The sequence below is a fragment of the Streptomyces sp. NBC_00090 genome (genome assembly GCF_045160815.1).
In the GTDB taxonomy this organism is placed as follows: Bacteria; Actinomycetota; Actinomycetes; order Streptomycetales; family Streptomycetaceae; genus Streptomyces.
In genome coordinates, this window is record NZ_CP108224.1 from 5373394 (window position 1) to 5390411 (window position 17018).

At 68.1% G+C, this 17018-nt stretch carries 22 protein-coding genes; 20 read left to right on the plus strand and 2 right to left on the minus strand.

All coding sequences use genetic code 11. The features are described 5' to 3' along the window. The first annotated feature begins 120 nt into the window (after positions 1–120). The 16 genes from rpsH to truA all read left to right on the plus strand — a co-directional run bounded on the left by rpsH (position 121) and on the right by truA (position 10424). Positions 121–519 (plus strand): 30S ribosomal protein S8, encoded by a 399-nt coding sequence (gene rpsH, locus OG361_RS24155; protein ID WP_399224157.1) that lies wholly within the window; start codon positions 121–123, stop codon positions 517–519. Between the two features lie 21 nt (positions 520–540). Further along, complete coding sequence (gene rplF / locus OG361_RS24160; RefSeq protein WP_055641839.1) at positions 541–1080, plus strand: 50S ribosomal protein L6; 540 nt, start codon at positions 541–543, stop codon at positions 1078–1080. 3 nt (positions 1081–1083) lie between these two features. Further along, positions 1084–1467: a 50S ribosomal protein L18 gene (rplR, locus tag OG361_RS24165; protein WP_056651228.1), complete on the plus strand. Its 384-nt coding sequence runs from the start codon at positions 1084–1086 to the stop codon at positions 1465–1467. Positions 1468–1512: 45 nt separating this feature from the next. Then, complete coding sequence (gene rpsE / locus OG361_RS24170) at positions 1513–2115, plus strand: 30S ribosomal protein S5 (RefSeq protein ID WP_015035588.1); 603 nt, start codon at positions 1513–1515, stop codon at positions 2113–2115. Then, positions 2115–2297 carry a 50S ribosomal protein L30 gene (gene rpmD / locus OG361_RS24175; RefSeq protein WP_015035589.1) on the plus strand — a complete coding sequence of 61 codons (183 nt, stop codon included), beginning with the start codon at positions 2115–2117 and terminating at the stop codon, positions 2295–2297. Before rpsE ends, rpmD begins: the two co-directional genes overlap by 1 nt. 1 nt (position 2298) lies before the next feature. Beyond that, positions 2299–2754 carry a 50S ribosomal protein L15 gene (gene rplO / locus OG361_RS24180; RefSeq protein ID WP_384560146.1) on the plus strand — a complete coding sequence of 152 codons (456 nt, stop codon included), beginning with the start codon at positions 2299–2301 and terminating at the stop codon, positions 2752–2754. Between the two features lie 214 nt (positions 2755–2968). Then, on the plus strand, positions 2969–4288 hold the full coding sequence (gene secY, locus OG361_RS24185) for a preprotein translocase subunit SecY (RefSeq protein WP_384560148.1): 1320 nt from the start codon (positions 2969–2971) through the stop codon (positions 4286–4288). Further along, a complete protein-coding gene (locus OG361_RS24190) occupies positions 4288–4935 on the plus strand; it encodes an adenylate kinase (protein WP_405856699.1) in 648 nt (215 codons plus the stop codon). The genes secY and OG361_RS24190 overlap by 1 nt, the downstream gene beginning before the upstream one ends. Positions 4936–5031: 96 nt before the next feature. After that, on the plus strand, positions 5032–5883 hold the full coding sequence (map, locus tag OG361_RS24195; RefSeq protein WP_405856701.1) for a type I methionyl aminopeptidase: 852 nt from the start codon (positions 5032–5034) through the stop codon (positions 5881–5883). 368 nt (positions 5884–6251) lie between these two features. Further along, positions 6252–6473 carry a translation initiation factor IF-1 gene (infA, locus tag OG361_RS24200; RefSeq protein ID WP_003956442.1) on the plus strand — a complete coding sequence of 74 codons (222 nt, stop codon included), beginning with the start codon at positions 6252–6254 and terminating at the stop codon, positions 6471–6473. Between the two features lie 63 nt (positions 6474–6536). Further along, the gene (gene rpmJ, locus OG361_RS24205; protein WP_003956441.1) at positions 6537–6650 is read left to right on the plus strand and encodes a 50S ribosomal protein L36; all 114 of its coding nucleotides are present in this window, start codon (positions 6537–6539) and stop codon (positions 6648–6650) included. Positions 6651–6855: 205 nt separating this feature from the next. Next, complete coding sequence (rpsM, locus tag OG361_RS24210; RefSeq protein WP_015035595.1) at positions 6856–7236, plus strand: 30S ribosomal protein S13; 381 nt, start codon at positions 6856–6858, stop codon at positions 7234–7236. Positions 7237–7302: 66 nt separating this feature from the next. Continuing rightward, on the plus strand, positions 7303–7707 hold the full coding sequence (rpsK, locus tag OG361_RS24215) for a 30S ribosomal protein S11 (protein WP_003956432.1): 405 nt from the start codon (positions 7303–7305) through the stop codon (positions 7705–7707). A 151-nt stretch (positions 7708–7858) separates the two neighbouring features. After that, entirely contained in the window at positions 7859–8881 is a 1023-nt protein-coding gene (locus OG361_RS24220; RefSeq protein WP_024755423.1) for a DNA-directed RNA polymerase subunit alpha, read from the plus strand. 138 nt (positions 8882–9019) lie between these two features. Next, positions 9020–9484, plus strand: a complete 465-nt coding sequence (rplQ, locus tag OG361_RS24225) for a 50S ribosomal protein L17 (protein WP_384560153.1) — start codon at positions 9020–9022, stop codon at positions 9482–9484. A gap of 82 nt (positions 9485–9566) precedes the next feature. Then, the gene (gene truA / locus OG361_RS24230; protein WP_405856704.1) at positions 9567–10424 is read left to right on the plus strand and encodes a tRNA pseudouridine(38-40) synthase TruA; all 858 of its coding nucleotides are present in this window, start codon (positions 9567–9569) and stop codon (positions 10422–10424) included. Here the strand turns inward: truA and OG361_RS24235 are convergent. After that, positions 10395–11372, minus strand: coding sequence for a hypothetical protein (locus OG361_RS24235; RefSeq protein WP_405856706.1), 978 nt, complete (start codon positions 11370–11372; stop codon positions 10395–10397). The genes truA and OG361_RS24235 overlap by 30 nt on opposite strands. 56 nt (positions 11373–11428) lie before the next feature. Here OG361_RS24235 and OG361_RS24240 point away from each other — a divergent pair, with 56 nt between their 5' ends. The 4 genes from OG361_RS24240 to glmM all read left to right on the plus strand — a co-directional run bounded on the left by OG361_RS24240 (position 11429) and on the right by glmM (position 15904). Next, on the plus strand, positions 11429–13051 hold the full coding sequence (locus tag OG361_RS24240; protein ID WP_384560159.1) for an ABC-F family ATP-binding cassette domain-containing protein: 1623 nt from the start codon (positions 11429–11431) through the stop codon (positions 13049–13051). A gap of 365 nt (positions 13052–13416) precedes the next feature. Continuing rightward, positions 13417–13860 carry a 50S ribosomal protein L13 gene (gene rplM, locus OG361_RS24245; protein ID WP_053646145.1) on the plus strand — a complete coding sequence of 148 codons (444 nt, stop codon included), beginning with the start codon at positions 13417–13419 and terminating at the stop codon, positions 13858–13860. A gap of 44 nt (positions 13861–13904) precedes the next feature. Continuing rightward, on the plus strand, positions 13905–14417 hold the full coding sequence (gene rpsI / locus OG361_RS24250) for a 30S ribosomal protein S9 (protein WP_015035601.1): 513 nt from the start codon (positions 13905–13907) through the stop codon (positions 14415–14417). Between the two features lie 128 nt (positions 14418–14545). Beyond that, the gene (gene glmM, locus OG361_RS24255) at positions 14546–15904 is read left to right on the plus strand and encodes a phosphoglucosamine mutase (RefSeq protein ID WP_405856709.1); all 1359 of its coding nucleotides are present in this window, start codon (positions 14546–14548) and stop codon (positions 15902–15904) included. A gap of 158 nt (positions 15905–16062) precedes the next feature. Here the strand turns inward: glmM and OG361_RS24260 are convergent, their stop codons facing one another. Beyond that, positions 16063–17010 carry a DUF389 domain-containing protein gene (locus OG361_RS24260; RefSeq protein WP_405856711.1) on the minus strand — a complete coding sequence of 316 codons (948 nt, stop codon included), beginning with the start codon at positions 17008–17010 and terminating at the stop codon, positions 16063–16065. Between the last annotated feature and the right edge of the window lie 8 nt (positions 17011–17018).

Sequence of the window (17018 nt, forward strand, 5' to 3'; positions counted from 1 at the left end):
GTCCGCCGCCCGTACGACTTACTACGCCGTAGGTCCCCGCGCCGCACCCGTCCCGCCCCTGTGTGGGGAGAGGGATGGCGCATACAGGAAACCCCGGCGAGAGAGGCCGAAGGCCAATTCATGACCATGACTGATCCGATCGCGGACATGCTGACTCGTCTGCGTAACGCGAACTCGGCATACCACGACTCCGTGACGATGCCGCACAGCAAGATCAAGTCTCACATCGCGGAAATCCTCCAGCAGGAGGGCTTCATCACGGGCTGGAAGGTCGAGGACGCCGAGGTCGGCAAGAACCTCGTCCTCGAGCTCAAGTTCGGTCCGAACCGTGAGCGCTCCATCGCGGGCATCAAGCGGATCTCGAAGCCCGGTCTCCGGGTTTACGCGAAGTCCACCAACCTGCCGAAGGTCCTCGGTGGCCTGGGCGTGGCGATCATCTCCACGTCCTACGGTCTCCTGACCGGCCAGCAGGCAGGCAAGAAGGGCGTAGGTGGGGAAGTCCTCGCCTACGTCTGGTAGTCGGGAAAGGAAGGAAAGCTCATGTCGCGTATTGGCAAGCTGCCTATCCCGGTTCCCGCCGGCGTGGACGTCACCATCGATGGCCGCACGGTCACGGTGAAGGGTTCCAAGGGCACCCTGAGCCACACCGTCGCCGCTCCGATCGAGATCGTTAAGGGCGAGGATGGCGTGCTCAACGTCAACCGTCCGAACGACGAGCGTCAGAACAAGGCCCTCCACGGCCTGTCCCGCACGCTGGTGGCCAACATGATCACCGGTGTGACCCAGGGTTACGTGAAGGCGCTCGAGATCAGCGGTGTCGGTTACCGCGTTGCCGCGAAGGGCTCCAACCTGGAGTTCCAGCTCGGCTACAGCCACCCGATCCTCGTCGAGGCGCCCGAGGGCATCTCGTTCAAGGTCGAGTCGCCGACCAAGTTCTCGGTCGAGGGCATCGACAAGCAGAAGGTCGGCGAGGTCGCCGCCAACATCCGCAAGCTTCGCAAGCCTGACCCCTACAAGGCCAAGGGCGTGAAGTATGCGGGTGAGGTCATCCGCCGCAAGGTCGGAAAGGCTGGTAAGTAAGCCATGGCATACGGTGTGAAGATCGCCAAGGGCGACGCCTACAAGGGCGCCGCCAAGAAGCGCCGCCACATCCGCATCCGCAAGAACGTGTCGGGTACGGCGGAGCGTCCGCGCCTCGTCGTGACGCGTTCCAACCGCGGTATCACCGCTCAGGTCATCGACGACCTCAAGGGCCACACCCTTGCGTCTGCGTCGACCCTGGACGCGTCGATCCGCGGCGGCGAGGGTGACAAGTCCGCGCAGGCCAAGCAGGTCGGTTCCCTGGTCGCCGAGCGCGCCAAGGCCGCCGGTGTCGAGGCTGTCGTGTTCGACCGTGGTGGCAACAGGTACGCCGGGCGCATTGCCGCTCTGGCTGACGCCGCCCGCGAAGCCGGGCTGAAGTTCTAAGCCCCGGTTCCGGGACTAACGGACGTAACAGAGAGAGGTAATCCAATGGCTGGACCCCAGCGCCGCGGAAGCGGTGCCGGTGGCGGCGAGCGGCGGGACCGGAAGGGCCGCGACGGTGGCGCTGCCGCCGAGAAGACCGCGTACGTTGAGCGCGTTGTCGCGATCAACCGCGTCGCCAAGGTTGTCAAGGGTGGTCGCCGCTTCAGCTTCACCGCGCTGGTCGTGGTGGGCGACGGTGACGGCACCGTAGGTGTCGGTTACGGCAAGGCCAAGGAAGTTCCCGCGGCCATCGCCAAGGGTGTCGAGGAAGCGAAGAAGAACTTCTTCAAGGTTCCCCGCATCCAGGGCACCATCCCTCACCCGATCCAGGGCGAGAAGGCCGCGGGCGTCGTCCTGCTCAAGCCGGCTTCCCCCGGTACCGGTGTTATCGCCGGTGGCCCGGTGCGCGCCGTGCTCGAGTGCGCCGGCGTTCACGACATCCTGTCGAAGTCGCTCGGCTCCGACAACGCGATCAACATCGTGCACGCGACCGTGGAGGCCCTGAAGGGCCTGCAGCGTCCCGAGGAGATCGCGGCTCGCCGTGGTCTGCCCCTCGAGGACGTCGCCCCCGCGGCTCTGCTCCGTGCGCGTGCTGGGGCGGGTGCGTAATGGCTCGCCTCAAGGTCACGCAGACGAAGTCGTACATCGGCAGCAAGCAGAACCACCGCGACACCCTGCGTTCGCTTGGCCTCAAGAAGGTCAACGACGTGGTTGTCAAGGAGGACCGCCCCGAGTTCCGCGGCATGGTGCACACCGTCCGCCACCTCGTGACGGTCGAGGAGGTTGACTGACATGGCGGAGAACAACCCGCTGAAGGCCCACAACCTCCGTCCCGCCCCCGGCGCCAAGACCGCGAAGACCCGTGTCGGTCGTGGTGAGGCGTCGAAGGGTAAGACGGCCGGTCGTGGTACCAAGGGCACGAAGGCCCGTTACCAGGTTCCGCAGCGCTTCGAGGGTGGGCAGATGCCCCTCCACATGCGTCTGCCGAAGCTCAAGGGCTTCAAGAACCCGTTCCGCACCGAGTACCAGGTCGTGAACCTGGACAAGCTCACCGCGCTCTACCCGCAGGGTGGCGAGGTCACGGTGGCCGATCTGGTCGCCAAGGGTGCGGTTCGCAAGAACCAGCTCGTCAAGGTGCTCGGCACCGGCGAGATCACCGTGGCGCTGCAGGTGACGGTTGACGCCGTCTCCGGCTCCGCCAAGGAGAAGATCGCCGCCGCCGGCGGCACCGTCACCGAGCTCGTCTAAGACGACTCGATGGCTTGAACATCCCAATCGGGGATGCCTCCCAAAAGGGGCATCCCCGATTGGTCGTTCCTAGGGGGGCATGGTCGCCGGTAAGGTGGCGTGCACTGTCTAGACTCCGTGCGGTATGCCCGCACGGAATTGATGACCGATACCCAATCGTCGAACCTCAAGACCGTCACCCTTGACGCATAGCGCGGGGGTCGCAGGAGGCACCGTGCTCACCGCGTTCGCCCGGGCGTTCAAGACGCCCGACCTGCGCAAGAAGCTGCTCTTCACGCTCGCCATCATCGTGCTGTACCGCCTTGGGGCGCACATCCCGGTGCCTGGTGTCAGCTACGAAGCTGTTCAGCAGTGTGTCAAGCAGGCCAGTGAGGGCAACAACAGCCTGTTCGGCCTGGTCAACATGTTCAGTGGCGGAGCGCTGCTGCAGATCACGATCTTCGCTCTCGGCATCATGCCGTACATCACGGCGAGCATCATCCTGCAGCTGCTGACCGTCGTGATCCCGCGACTGGAAGCCCTCAAGAAGGAGGGACAGTCCGGTACCGCCAAGATCACGCAGTACACCCGGTACCTGACGATCGCCCTCGCCATCCTCCAGGGCACCGGTCTCGTCGCAACCGCGAAGAGCGGCGCACTCTTCAGTGGCTGCGTGGTCGCCGACCAGGTCGTGCCCGACCAGTCGATCTTCACCATCGCCACCATGGTCCTCACGATGACCGCGGGTACCGCCGTCGTCATGTGGCTCGGTGAGCTCATCACCGACCGTGGCATCGGCAACGGCATGTCGATCCTCATGTTCATCTCGATCGCCGCCGGCTTCCCGGGTGCCCTGTGGGCCATCAAGGAGAGCGGCAAGCTCGCCAAGGGCTGGATCGAGTTCGGCACCGTCATCCTGATCGGCTTCGTGATGGTGGCCCTCGTGGTCTTCGTCGAGCAGGCCCAGCGGCGCATCCCGGTGCAGTACGCGAAGCGCATGATCGGCCGGCGCTCCTACGGCGGTACGTCCACTTACATCCCGCTGAAGGTGAACCAGGCGGGTGTGATTCCTGTCATCTTCGCCTCGTCGCTGCTCTACATCCCGGCCTTGATCGCCCAGTTCTCGAACTCCACCGCAGGGTGGAAGACCTGGATCGAAGCCCACTTCGTCAAGGGTGACCACCCCTACTACATCGCCACGTACTTCCTCCTGATCGTGTTCTTCGCCTTCTTCTACGTGGCGATCTCGTTCAACCCCGAGGAAGTCGCCGACAACATGAAGAAGTATGGTGGCTTCATCCCGGGTATCCGGGCTGGTCGACCTACTGCCGAGTATCTGAGCTACGTGCTCAACCGGATCACTTGGCCGGGCTCGCTGTACTTGGGTCTGATCGCTCTTGTGCCGACGATGGCGTTGGCAGGCTTCGGTGGCGCCAATGCCAACTTCCCCTTCGGTGGGACGAGCATCCTCATCATCGTGGGTGTGGGGCTGGAGACCGTGAAGCAGATCGAGAGCCAGCTCCAGCAGCGCAATTACGAAGGGTTCCTCCGCTGATGCGAATCGTCCTCGTCGGACCGCCCGGTGCCGGCAAGGGTACGCAGGCCGCGTTCCTTGCCAGGAACCTGGACATCCCGCACATCTCCACGGGTGACCTGTTCCGTGCCAACATCTCTCAGGGCACGGAGCTGGGTCTCAAGGCCAAGGCGTTCATGGACGCCGGCGACCTGGTGCCCGACGAGGTGACCATCGGGATGGCCAAGGACCGGATGGAGCAGTCGGACGCCGTCAACGGCTTCCTGCTGGACGGGTTCCCCCGGAACGTGGCTCAGGCCGAGGCCCTGGACGTGGTCCTGAAGGCCGAGGACATGCAGCTGGACGCGGTCCTGGACCTGGAGGTCCCCGAGGACGAGGTCGTGAAGCGGATCGCGGGTCGCCGCATCTGCCGCAACGACAGTGCGCACGTCTTCCACGTGACGTACACCCCGCCGAAGACCGAGGGCGTCTGCGACGTCTGCGGAGGCGAGCTCTACCAGCGCGACGACGACTCCGAGGGCACGGTCCGTCGGCGCCTGGAGGTCTACCACACCCAGACCGAGCCGATCATCGACTACTACCGGGCGCAGAACCTGGTCGTGACGATCTCGGCGCTCGGCAAGGTGGACGAGGTCACGGCGAAGGCCATGGCCGCGCTGAAGAAGTAACCCCGGTTCGTTCGATACGGCCGCGGTGCCCGGGAGGGCGCCGCGGCCGTATCGTTGTTCTGTCCCCGTGTACACGCAAGGAAAGGCCCCGCGACGATGGTGCAGATCAAGACCCCCGAGCAGATCGCGAAAATGCGCGAGGCGGGGCTGGTCGTCGCCGCCATCCACGCGGCGACCCACGAGGCGGCCGTGCCGGGCGCCACGACGCGCGATCTGGACGAGGTCGCGCGGAAGGTCATCGCGGACCACGGGGCGAAGTCGAACTTCCTCGGGTACGGGGGCTTCCCCGCGACGATCTGCACCTCGGTCAACGAGGTCGTCGTCCACGGCATCCCGGACGAGAAGACCGTCCTCAAGGACGGCGACATCATCTCCATCGACGCGGGCGCGATCGTTGACGGCTGGCACGGTGACGCGGCCTACACGGCCTTCGTGGGCACCGGGCACGCGCCCGAGCTCGTCGAGCTCTCCCGCGTGACGGAGGAGTCGATGTGGGCCGGTATCGCGGCGATGAAGCCGGGCAACCGGCTGGTGGACATCTCGAAGGCGATCGAGACCTACATCAAGCGGCAGCCGCGGCCGGCCGTCGGCGACCACAGCCTCGGCCGGTACGGGATCATCGAGGACTACGGCGGCCACGGCATCGGCACCGAGATGCACATGGACCCGCACCTGCTGAACTACGTCTCCCGCAAGCGCGGCAAGGGCCCGAAGCTGGTCCCCGGCCTCTGCCTGGCGATCGAGCCGATGGTCTCCCTGGGCACCCCGCAGACGGAGGTCCTCAAGGACGACTGGACGGTCATCACGACCGACGGCACCTGGTCCTCCCACTGGGAGCACTCGATCGCCCTCACCGAGGAGGGCCCGCTGGTCCTGACCGCGGTCGACGGCGGCAAGGCGAAGCTGGCGGAGCTGGGCGTCGTCGCGGCGCCGGACCCGCTGGCATAGCTGGGCCTCTTGGCGTAGCAGGGCTCCCGCGCGCGGTCGGGGTGTGGAGACCGGTGGACGGAGTCCACCGCAGCAGGCCGACGCTTGTGAGGCGCCCCTGGCGCCGAGCCCGCGAGGGCTGCGTCGGGGATGGGTCGGCGGCAAGGCGAAGCTGGCGGAGCTGGGCGTCGTCGCGGCGCCGGACTCGCTGGGATAGTGCGGAATTTCTACGGCGTGGCACCTTGCGTAAGGATCAGTACGGGTGGGCAGACTTCCCGATTCGTCTTTTCCTGGGGCCTGACGTAGACTGATGCGTCGGCTCTCGTGTACCCGTGTGTCCGCATACGGCGTCGAGAGTCGATCAAGGTAGCCGATTCGAAAGGCGAAGCGTGGCCAAGAAGCAAGGTGCCATCGAAATCGAGGGCACCGTGATCGAGTCCCTCCCGAACGCCATGTTCAAGGTGGAGCTCCAGAACGGTCACAAGGTCCTCGCGCACATCTCCGGCAAGATGCGGATGCACTACATCCGAATCCTTCCGGACGACCGGGTCGTGGTGGAGCTCTCCCCGTACGACCTGACGCGTGGCCGGATCGTCTACCGATACAAGTAGATCTTGCCCGCACCCCGCCTTCACGCGCGGGTGATGGCACTGACCCGGAGAACCTCACATCCCATGAAGGTCAAGCCGAGCGTCAAGAAGATCTGCGACAAGTGCAAGGTGATCCGCCGTCACGGCCGGGTCATGGTCATCTGCGACAACCTGCGCCACAAGCAGCGCCAGGGCTGACGCACGCCGACCGACCTGCATTTCGCAGTTCTTCGCGCGACGCATAGCAATTCGTACATACGCAGAGCCCGTCCGGTCGTGTTCCACGGCTGACGGCACCTCCGGCGGGGGCCGGGGACCCGGTCGTACCACCTCTCTGAATCCAGAGCGGTCGGCGGTCGGGAGCGGTTCTGCAGCAGACCCCCGAGAACACAGGAGCCATTGAATGGCACGCGTTTCCGGTGTTGACATCCCGCGCGAAAAGCGTGTGGTGGTCGCACTCACCTACGTCTTCGGCATCGGGCGTACCCGGTCCGAGGAGATCCTCGCCGCGACCGGCGTGAACCCGTCCACCCGTGTCCGTGACCTTGCCGAGGAAGACCTCGTCAAGATCCGTGAGTACGTGGACGCCAACCTCCAGACCGAGGGTGACCTCCGCCGCGAGATCGCCGCCGACATCCGCCGCAAGGTCGAGATCGGCTGCTACCAGGGTCTGCGCCACCGTCGTGGCCTGCCCGTTCGCGGTCAGCGCACCAGCACGAACGCTCGTACCCGCAAGGGCCCGCGTCGCGCCATCGCCGGCAAGAAGAAGCCGGGCAAGAAGTAGTCCTCAGCGGACGCTTGACCAAGCGGTCTTCGCTGTAGGACCGACCACCTCCCGTAGGAGTTATAGATGCCCCCCAAGGGTCGTCAGGGCGCTGCCAAGAAGGTGCGCCGCAAGGAAAAGAAGAACGTCGCTCACGGCCACGCGCACATCAAGAGCACGTTCAACAACACGATCGTCTCGATCACGGACCCCTCGGGCAACGTGATCTCCTGGGCCTCCGCCGGCCACGTCGGCTTCAAGGGCTCGCGCAAGTCCACCCCGTTCGCCGCGCAGATGGCCGCCGAGTCGGCCGCTCGCCGCGCGCAGGAGCACGGCATGCGCAAGGTTGACGTCTTCGTCAAGGGTCCGGGCTCCGGCCGCGAGACCGCGATCCGCTCCCTCCAGGCCACGGGCCTCGAGGTCGGTTCGATCCAGGACGTCACCCCCACGCCGCACAACGGCTGCCGTCCCCCCAAGCGCCGCCGCGTCTGACGCACGGCTGCTTGACACAGGCTTCGGGCGGTACGGCTCTTCGGACCGTGCCGCCCGTACCCTTGTAGGTGGTATTGACATCATCGGGCTCCGCCCGGTGGTCCCGTCGGGCGTCAAATAGTGGGCGTCCACGACTGAAGGATTCACAGACATGCTGATCGCTCAGCGTCCGTCGCTGACCGAAGAGGTCGTCGACGAGTTCCGCTCCCGGTTCGTGATCGAGCCGCTGGAGCCGGGCTTCGGCTACACCCTCGGCAACTCGCTCCGCCGTACCCTCCTCTCCTCGATCCCGGGTGCCGCTGTCACCAGCATCCGCATCGACGGTGTCCTGCACGAGTTCACCACCGTGCCGGGCGTCAAGGAGGACGTCACCGACCTCATCCTCAACATCAAGCAGCTGGTCGTCTCCTCGGAGCACGACGAGCCGGTCGTGATGTACCTGCGCAAGCAGGGCCCGGGTCTGGTCACCGCCGCCGACATCGCGCCCCCGGCCGGTGTCGAGGTGCACAACCCCGACCTCGTCCTCGCCACGCTCAACGGCAAGGGCAAGCTGGAGATGGAGCTGACCGTCGAGCGCGGTCGCGGCTACGTCTCCGCCGTGCAGAACAAGCAGGCGGGCCAGGAGATCGGCCGTATCCCGGTCGACTCCATCTACTCGCCGGTGCTCAAGGTCACGTACAAGGTCGAGGCGACCCGTGTCGAGCAGCGCACCGACTTCGACAAGCTGATCGTCGACGTCGAGACCAAGCAGGCCATGCGCCCGCGTGACGCCATGGCGTCCGCCGGTAAGACCCTGGTCGAGCTGTTCGGTCTGGCGCGCGAGCTCAACATCGACGCCGAGGGCATCGACATGGGCCCGTCCCCCACGGACGCCGCCCTCGCCGCCGACCTGGCGCTGCCGATCGAGGAGCTCGAGCTCACCGTTCGTTCGTACAACTGCCTCAAGCGTGAGGGCATCCACTCCGTGGGTGAGCTCGTGGCGCGCTCCGAGGCCGACCTGCTCGACATCCGCAACTTCGGTGCGAAGTCGATCGACGAGGTCAAGGCGAAGCTGGCCGGTATGGGCCTCGCGCTGAAGGACTCGCCGCCCGGATTCGACCCGACCGCCGCGGCCGACGCGTTCGGTGCGGACGACGACGCCGATGCCGGTTTCGTGGAGACCGAGCAGTACTGATCCTCTGCGGGCCGGCTTTGGCCGGCCGCGCAGTTCCCCGCGCCCCTTACGGGGCGCGGGTCTCCGACGGGCGACCGCCCGCTCGGACACTGACACCGGTACCTCATACGGCCGGTGCAGATCACTAGGAGAAACACCATGCCGCGTCCCGCCAAGGGTGCCCGTCTCGGTGGCAGCGCCGCTCACGAGCGTCTGCTGCTCGCCAACCTGGCGAAGTCCCTCTTCGAGCACGGCCGCATCACGACGACCGAGGCCAAGGCCCGCCGCCTGCGCCCCGTCGCCGAGCGCCTGATCACCAAGGCGAAGAAGGGCGACATCCACAACCGTCGCCTGGTGCTGCAGACGATCACCGACAAGGGCATCGTCCACACCCTCTTCACCGAGATCGCCCCGCGTTACTCGGAGCGTCCCGGTGGCTACACCCGCATCACCAAGATCGGCAACCGTCGTGGCGACAACGCCCCGATGGCCGTGATCGAGCTGGTCGAGGGCGAGATCGCCAAGAAGGCGACCGTCGCCGAGGCCGAGGCCGCCACCGTGCGCGCCGTCAAGGAGGCCGACGCGGCCGCCGAGGCTCCGGCCGAGGAGTCGAAGGACGCGTAAGCGTTTTTCCGACGTTTCTCGTGAGCGGGCCCGTACCCCCTGGGGTGCGGGCCCGTTCCCGTGTGTTTGAGAGGATTCCCACGTGAGCGATGACGTGCAGGACGGGTTCGTACGAGTACGCCTTGACCTTTCGTACGAGGGCAAGGACTTCTCCGGCTGGGCCAAGCAGCCCCAGGGGCGGCGCACCGTGCAGGGCGAGATCGAGGCCGCTCTGCGGACCGTGACCCGCTCCGAGGAGACGTACGAGCTGACCGTCGCCGGCCGGACCGATGCCGGGGTGCACGCCCGCGGCCAGGTCGCCCACGTCGACCTGCCCGTCGAGCTGTGGGAGGAGCACCGGGACAAGCTGCTCAGGCGGCTCGCCGGGCGGCTCTCCCACGACGTACGGGTCTGGTCCGTCGCCGAGGCCCCCAGCGGCTTCAACGCCCGCTTCTCCGCCATCTGGCGCCGGTACGCCTACCGGGTCACCGACAACCCCGGGGGCGTCGACCCGCTCCTGCGCGGGCACGTCCTGTGGCACGACTGGGCCCTCGACATGGACGCCATGAACGAGGCCGCGACCGCGCTCGTCGGCGAGCACGACTTCGCCGCGTACTGCAAGAAGCGCGAGGGCGCCACGACCATCCGCACCCTTCAGGTGCTGCGCTGGGAGCGGCGGGAGGACGGCATCCTCGAGGCGACCGTGAAGGCGGACGCCTTCTGCCACAACATGGTCCGCTCGCTCGTCGGCGCCCTGCTCTTCGTCGGCGACGGGCACCGGCCCGTGGACTGGCCCGGCAAGGTGCTCGCCGCCGGTGTGCGGGACTCGGCCGTCCACGTCGTACGGCCGCACGGCCTCACCCTCGAAGAGGTCGGCTACCCGGAGGACGCGCTGCTGGCCGCCCGCAGCCGGGAGGCCCGCAACAAGCGGTCACTCCCCGGGAGCGTTGGCTGCTGCTGACGCCTGGGCGCGGCCGCGGGCGTAGATCTGGTTGAAGGCGAAGGTGCCGAGGTCGTCGCTGGCCTGGAAGACGGGCTTGTCGGCCTTGGTGACCTTCTTGCCGTTGGCGAAGCCGGCCTGGGTGAAGTAGGCGTAGCGGCCGACGGAGTTCGCGCGGCGCAGGCAGACCGTGGCGTGGCAGAAGTCACGCACGCCCGCGCCGGCCAGCGGGGCGATGCCGCCGGTGGCCTGGGTCTTCGCCTTGAGGGCGGCCGCCTCGGAGGGGAAGACCGCCACGCCGATGGTGATCGCCACGCCGTCCTTCACGTAGGTGGCGCGCAGGACCTTCTGGCAGCCGTTCTTCTTCAGGACGGCGCCGAGGCCGCCCTGGGTGACGGCCGCGCAGTTGGTGGTGGCGGAGGTCGCGCCCTTCTTGTAGGCGCGGCCGTTCATGCTCATCTTCTTGCCCGGGAAGAGGCCCTCGGCGCTGATCGGCGCCTTGTCCTTCTTCGGGTCCGAGATGTAGTCCTTCGGGTTCGGCGGGGGCGGCGGTGCCACCGAGGAGAAGGTCGGCTCGGGGGTGGGGGAGCCGGTGGGGGAGACCGTGCCGGTGGGGACCCCGCCGTTCTTCGCCTCGTCGTCGGTCTTGTTCGTGCTCACGACGGCCGTGGCGACGATCGCGCCCACCGCGAGGGTGGCCAGCGCCCCGCCGCCGATCATCAGCCAGCGCTTGCGGCGGCTACGGCTGGCGGAGGCGTCGGCGAGGGCGCCCCAGTCGGGGGTCGGCCCGCCGCCCTGCGCCCCCGGGAAGGGGTTCGGCTGCTGCTGTCCGTGGCCCGGCTGCCCGCCGTACGGCTGCTGCTCGCCGTAGCCGGGCTGCTGCCCGTACCCCGGCTGCTGTCCGTAGCCCTGCTGTCCCTGCCCCTGCTGCTGCGGCTCCTGCGGCCACTGCGGTCCCCCAAAGCTCATGCCGCGCATCCTAATCCGGTTGGGCGAAGGCGACGCGTGCGGCGACAATGCACCCCATGGGACATGTCGAGGCCGCACATCTTGAGTACTACCTTCCGGACGGGCGGGTCCTGCTCGGGGACGCCTCCTTCCGCGTGGGCGAGGGCGCGGTCGTCGCCCTCGTCGGGGCCAACGGCGCCGGGAAGACGACCCTGCTCCGGCTGATCTCCGGGGAGCTCCAGCCGCACGGCGGTTCGGTCACCGTCAGTGGCGGCCTGGGCGTGATGCCGCAGTTCGTCGGCTCCGTACGGGACGAGTCCACCGTCCGCGACCTGCTGGTCTCGGTGGCGCAGCCGCGGATCCGGGAGGCCGCGAAGGCGGTCGACAAGGCCGAGCACCTGATCATGACGGTCGACGACGAGGCCGCGCAGATGGCGTACGCGCAGGCCCTCAGCGACTGGGCCGAGGTGCAGGGGTACGAGGCCGAGACCCTCTGGGACATCTGCACCATGGCGGCGCTCGGCGTCCCGTACGAGAAGGCGCAGTTCCGGGAGGTGCGGACGCTCTCCGGCGGTGAGCAGAAGCGGCTGGTCCTGGAGTACCTGCTGCGCGGCCCCGACGAGGTGCTGCTCCTGGACGAGCCGGACAACTACCTCGACGTGCCCGGCAAGCGGTGGCTTGAGGAGCGGCTGCGGGAGACCCGTAAGACCGTGCTCTTCATCTCCCACGACCGGGAGCTGCTCTCCCGCGGCGCCCAGAAGATCGTCGCGGTCGAGCCCGGCCCGGCCGGCTCGGACGTGTGGGTGCACGGCGGCGGCTTCGACACCTTCCACGAGGCGCGGCGGGAGCGGTTCGCCCGCTTCGAGGAGCTGAAGCGGCGCTGGGACGAGAAGCACGCCCAGCTGAAGAAGCTCGTGCTCAACCTGCGCCAGGCGGCGTCGGTCAGCCACGACATGGCCTCGCGGTACGCGGCGGCGCAGACCCGGCTGCGGAAGTTCGAGGAGGCGGGTCCGCCGCCTGAGCCGCCGCGCGAGCAGGACATCCGGATGCGGCTGCGCGGCGGCCGGACCGGGGTGCGGGCCGTGACCGTCGAGAACCTCGAGCTGACCGGTCTCATGAAGCCGTTCTCGCTGGAGATCTTCTATGGGGAGCGGGTCGCCGTCCTCGGGTCGAACGGCTCCGGGAAGTCGCACTTCCTGCGGCTGCTCGCGGGGGACCCCACGGTCGCCCACACGGGCGACTGGAAGCTGGGCGCCCGGGTCGTGCCGGGGCACTTCGCGCAGACCCACGCGCACCCGGAGCTGACCGGGCGGCCGCTCGTCGACATCCTGTGGACGGAGCACGCCAAGGACCGCGGCGGGGCGATGTCGATGCTGCGGCGGTACGAGCTGGAGCGCCAGGGCGACCAGCCCTTCGACAAGCTCTCGGGCGGTCAGCAGGCCCGGTTCCAGATCCTGCTCCTGGAGCTGGCGGGGACGACGGCGCTGCTGCTCGACGAGCCGACGGACAACCTGGACCTGGAGTCCGCCGAGGCGCTCCAGGACGGTCTGGAGTCGTACGACGGGACGGTGATGGCGGTCACGCACGACCGGTGGTTCGCGAAGAGCTTCGACCGGTACCTGGTCTTCGGTTCGGACGGGGTCGTGCGGGAGACGAGCGAGCCGGTGTGGGACGAGCGGCGGGTCGAGCGGGCGCGGTGACCCGGGCCGGTCGGCGGGGGCCTGGGGCACGCGTCGACGGACGGAGTCCGGCGCAGCCGGGCGAAGCCGGGGAGGCCCCCTGGGGCCTCCCCGTGCGAGGGCGGCGTCCAGGAAAGGTCGAGCGGCGGGTCGAGCGGGCGCGGTAGGGGCGGCGCGTTTTGACCCGTCCGGGGTGGCACGGGTACTGTTGCGGTTTGTTATGCGTATTGGCTTCGTCGTTCTCACACGAAGGGCCCATACGCAGGTTCCCTGGAGCAGTTACCAGTGGCTCGCATACGGGCGGTGTCCCGGCAGTGCAGGCCCCAGCTGCATGATCGCTTCAGGTGTGTCTGGACTCCATCCACTGAAGAAGCGAAGGCTACGAAGTGCGTACGTACAGCCCCAAGCCCGGCGATGTCACTCGCCAGTGGCACATCATCGACGCGCAGGACATCGTCCTGGGCCGTCTGGCGACCACGGCTGCGAACCTCCTCCGAGGCAAGCACAAGCCCGTCTACGCCCCCCACATGGACATGGGCGACTTTGTCATCATCATCAACGCTGACAAGGTTCACCTGTCCGGCAACAAGAAGACCCAGAAGCTGGCGTACCGCCACTCCGGCTTCCCGGGCGGTCTGCGCTCCGTCCGTTACGACGAGCTGCTCTCCAAGAACCCCGAGAAGGCCGTCGAGAAGGCCATCAAGGGCATGATCCCCAAGAACACCCTGGGCCGCCAGATGCTCTCGAAGCTGAAGGTCTACGCGGGCGAGAACCACCCGCACGCTGCGCAGCAGCCGGTCCCGTTCGAGATCACCCAGGTCGCGCAGTAGTTCCGGCCACACCCCCTAAGAACGAAAGAAATCTGAGGAGCATCGTGGCCGAGACCACCCCCGAGACCCCCGTCGACGAGTTCGAGGGCGTTGAGGAGTACACCACCGAGACCGAGCTCGTCGAGGGTGAGTACACCTCCGAGTCGCTCGCGTCCCGCTTCGGCGACCCGCAGCCGGCCGCCGGCCTGGGCCGTCGCAAGAACGCCATCGCCCGCGTCCGGATCGTTCCGGGCACCGGCAAGTGGAAGATCAACGGTCGCACCCTTGAGGACTACTTCCCCAACAAGGTGCACCAGCAGGAAGTCAACGAGCCCTTCAAGGTGCTCGAGCTCGACAACCGCTACGACGTCATCGCCCGCATCGCGGGTGGCGGTGTCTCCGGCCAGGCCGGCGCCCTGCGCCTCGGTGTGGCCCGTGCGCTGAACGAGGCGGACGTCGAGAACAACCGCCCGGCGCTGAAGAAGGCCGGCTTCCTCTCCCGCGACGACCGTGCGGTCGAGCGCAAGAAGGCCGGTCTCAAGAAGGCCCGTAAGGCCCCGCAGTACAGCAAGCGTTAATCACGCCTGCTCGGACTGTTCTCGTACGCCCCGGCGGCACTGCCCGTGCCGTCGGGGCGTACGTTTTTTCATAACCCTTTTACCCTTCATCTTTCATCAGCTTGGGCACGCATATTCGGAGGACAGCTGTGGGACGACTCTTCGGCACGGACGGCGTACGCGGCGTCGCCAACGCGGACCTGACGGCGGAGCTTGCGCTCGGTCTCTCGGTCGCGGCGGCGCACGTGCTGGCCGAAGCGGGCACCTTCGAGGGCCACCGGCCGACCGCCGTGGTCGGACGGGACCCGCGTGCGTCGGGAGAGTTCCTGGAAGCGGCCGTCGTGGCGGGTCTCGCCAGCGCCGGTGTCGACGTGCTGCGCGTCGGCGTCCTTCCCACCCCCGCCGTGGCCCACCTCACCGGCGTCCTCGGCGCCGACCTCGGCGTGATGCTCTCCGCCAGCCACAACGCGATGCCCGACAACGGCATCAAGTTCTTCGCCCGCGGTGGCCACAAGCTCGCCGACGACCTCGAGGACAGCATCGAGTCCGTGTACGAGGAGCACCGCACCGGCGCTCCCTGGGCGCGTCCGACCGGTGCCGGCGTCGGCCGGGTCCGCGACTACGACGAGGGCTTCGAGACGTACGTCTCCCACCTCCTCACCGTCCTCCCCAACCGTCTCGACGGCCTCAAGGTCGTCCTCGACGAGGCCCACGGCGCCGCCGCCCGCGTCTCGCCCGAGGCCTTCACCCGGGCCGGCGCCCAGGTCGTCACCATCGGCGCCGAGCCGGACGGCCTCAACATCAACGACGGCTGCGGCTCCACCCACCTGGGGCTGCTCCGGGCCGCCGTCATCGAGCACGGCGCCGACCTCGGCATCGCGCACGACGGCGACGCCGACCGCTGCCTCGCCGTGGACGCCGCGGGCAACGAGGTCGACGGCGACCAGATCCTCGCCGTGCTCTCCCTCGCCATGCGCGAGGCCGGCACGCTGCGCGGGGACACCGTCGTCGCGACCGTCATGTCCAACCTGGGCTTCAAGCTCGCCATGGAGCGCGAGGGGCTGAACCTCGTCCAGACCGCGGTCGGCGACCGCTACGTCCTGGAGTCCATGAAGGAGAACGACTACGCGCTCGGCGGCGAGCAGTCCGGGCACGTCATCGTGCTCGACCACGCCACCACCGGCGACGGCACCCTCACCGGCCTGATGCTCGCCGCCCGGGTCGCCGCCACCGGCAAGTCCCTCGCGGACCTCGCCGGCGTGATGGAGCGCCTGCCGCAGATCCTCATCAACGTCCCGGACGTCGACAGGTCCCGGGTGAAGACCTCCGGTGACCTCGCCGCCGCCGTCACCGCCGCCGAGCAGGAGCTCGGCGCCACCGGCCGTGTCCTGCTGCGCCCCTCCGGCACCGAGCCGCTGGTCCGCGTCATGGTCGAGGCGGCCGACATCGAGCAGGCCCGCGCGGTGGCGCAGCGCCTGGCGGATGTCGTGAAGTCCGCGCTGGGATAGCCTTTCTGAAGCACCGTCATGCAGTTCGGGGGAGGCCCCGTCGCACCCGGACTCCGGGCGCGACGGGGCCTCCTCGTTCTGCGGGCCCTCAGGCCTTCCGGGTCTGCTGGCTCCTCCGGGCTTCCTCGCTCCTCCGGGGTTCCTCGCCTTCCGGGCTCTCAGGCCTTCGGCGCGCGGCGCCAGCGGCCGCGCTGGGTGCGCCACAGCAGCTTCTGCCCGTACAGCGTCAGCACCCCGGCCAGCATGATGCCGAAGAGGTTGAGCAGCAGCTGCTCGATCGAGCCCCACATCTGGCTCAGGTCGCCGTAGCTGAGCGCCACGGCCGCGTTCGCGCCCGCCGGGATCGTCGTCACCGAGATCGCGACGCCCACCAGGGCGCCCGACTTGGCGGAGGTGAGCGAGAGCGTGCCGGCGATGCCCGCGAGCAGCGCGACGACGAAGGAGAACGGGTCCGGCTGCCAGACGAAGCTGGTGTTGGGGCGGTCCGCTTCCAGCTGCTCCCTGCTGAACAGGTCCAGTGCGTCCATTCCCAGGCTGAACACCGTCGTGGCCGCGATCGCCACCGCGAAGCCGACCAGCAGTGCGATCAGCGAGCGGGCCGCGAGCTTCGGGGCCCGCTGCACCACCGCCGTACAGACCCCGGCGAGCGGGCCGAACTCCGGGCCGACCGCCATCGCGCCCACGATCAGGATCGCGTTGTCCAGGACGACACCGCAGGCCGCGATCATCGTCGCCAGGATCATGAACGCGCTGTACGTGATCGAGAGCGTCGACTCCTCGTGCGTCGCCCCCGCCAGCTGCTCCCAGATCACCGCGTCCGCGGGCTCGCCCGGGGCCTCCTCCTCGGCCGCTTCCGCGCGCTTGGAGAGGGAGAAGTCGATGTCCTCGACGGCGATCGAGCCGTCCTGATCGATCCTCAGTGCGCGCAGCCCGTTGAGGAGTTCATGGCCGGCCTCGCGGGCCACGTCGCACATGACGACGTCACCGGCCGGGTCCAGGGCCGCGCCCGGCAGCACCACCAGATGCGTGGTGCCGACCGTCGACTCGATGAGTTCGACGGCGGCCGGAGTGCGGTCGGCTGGGACGATCATCCGGAGGTGCAACATGCGGGAGA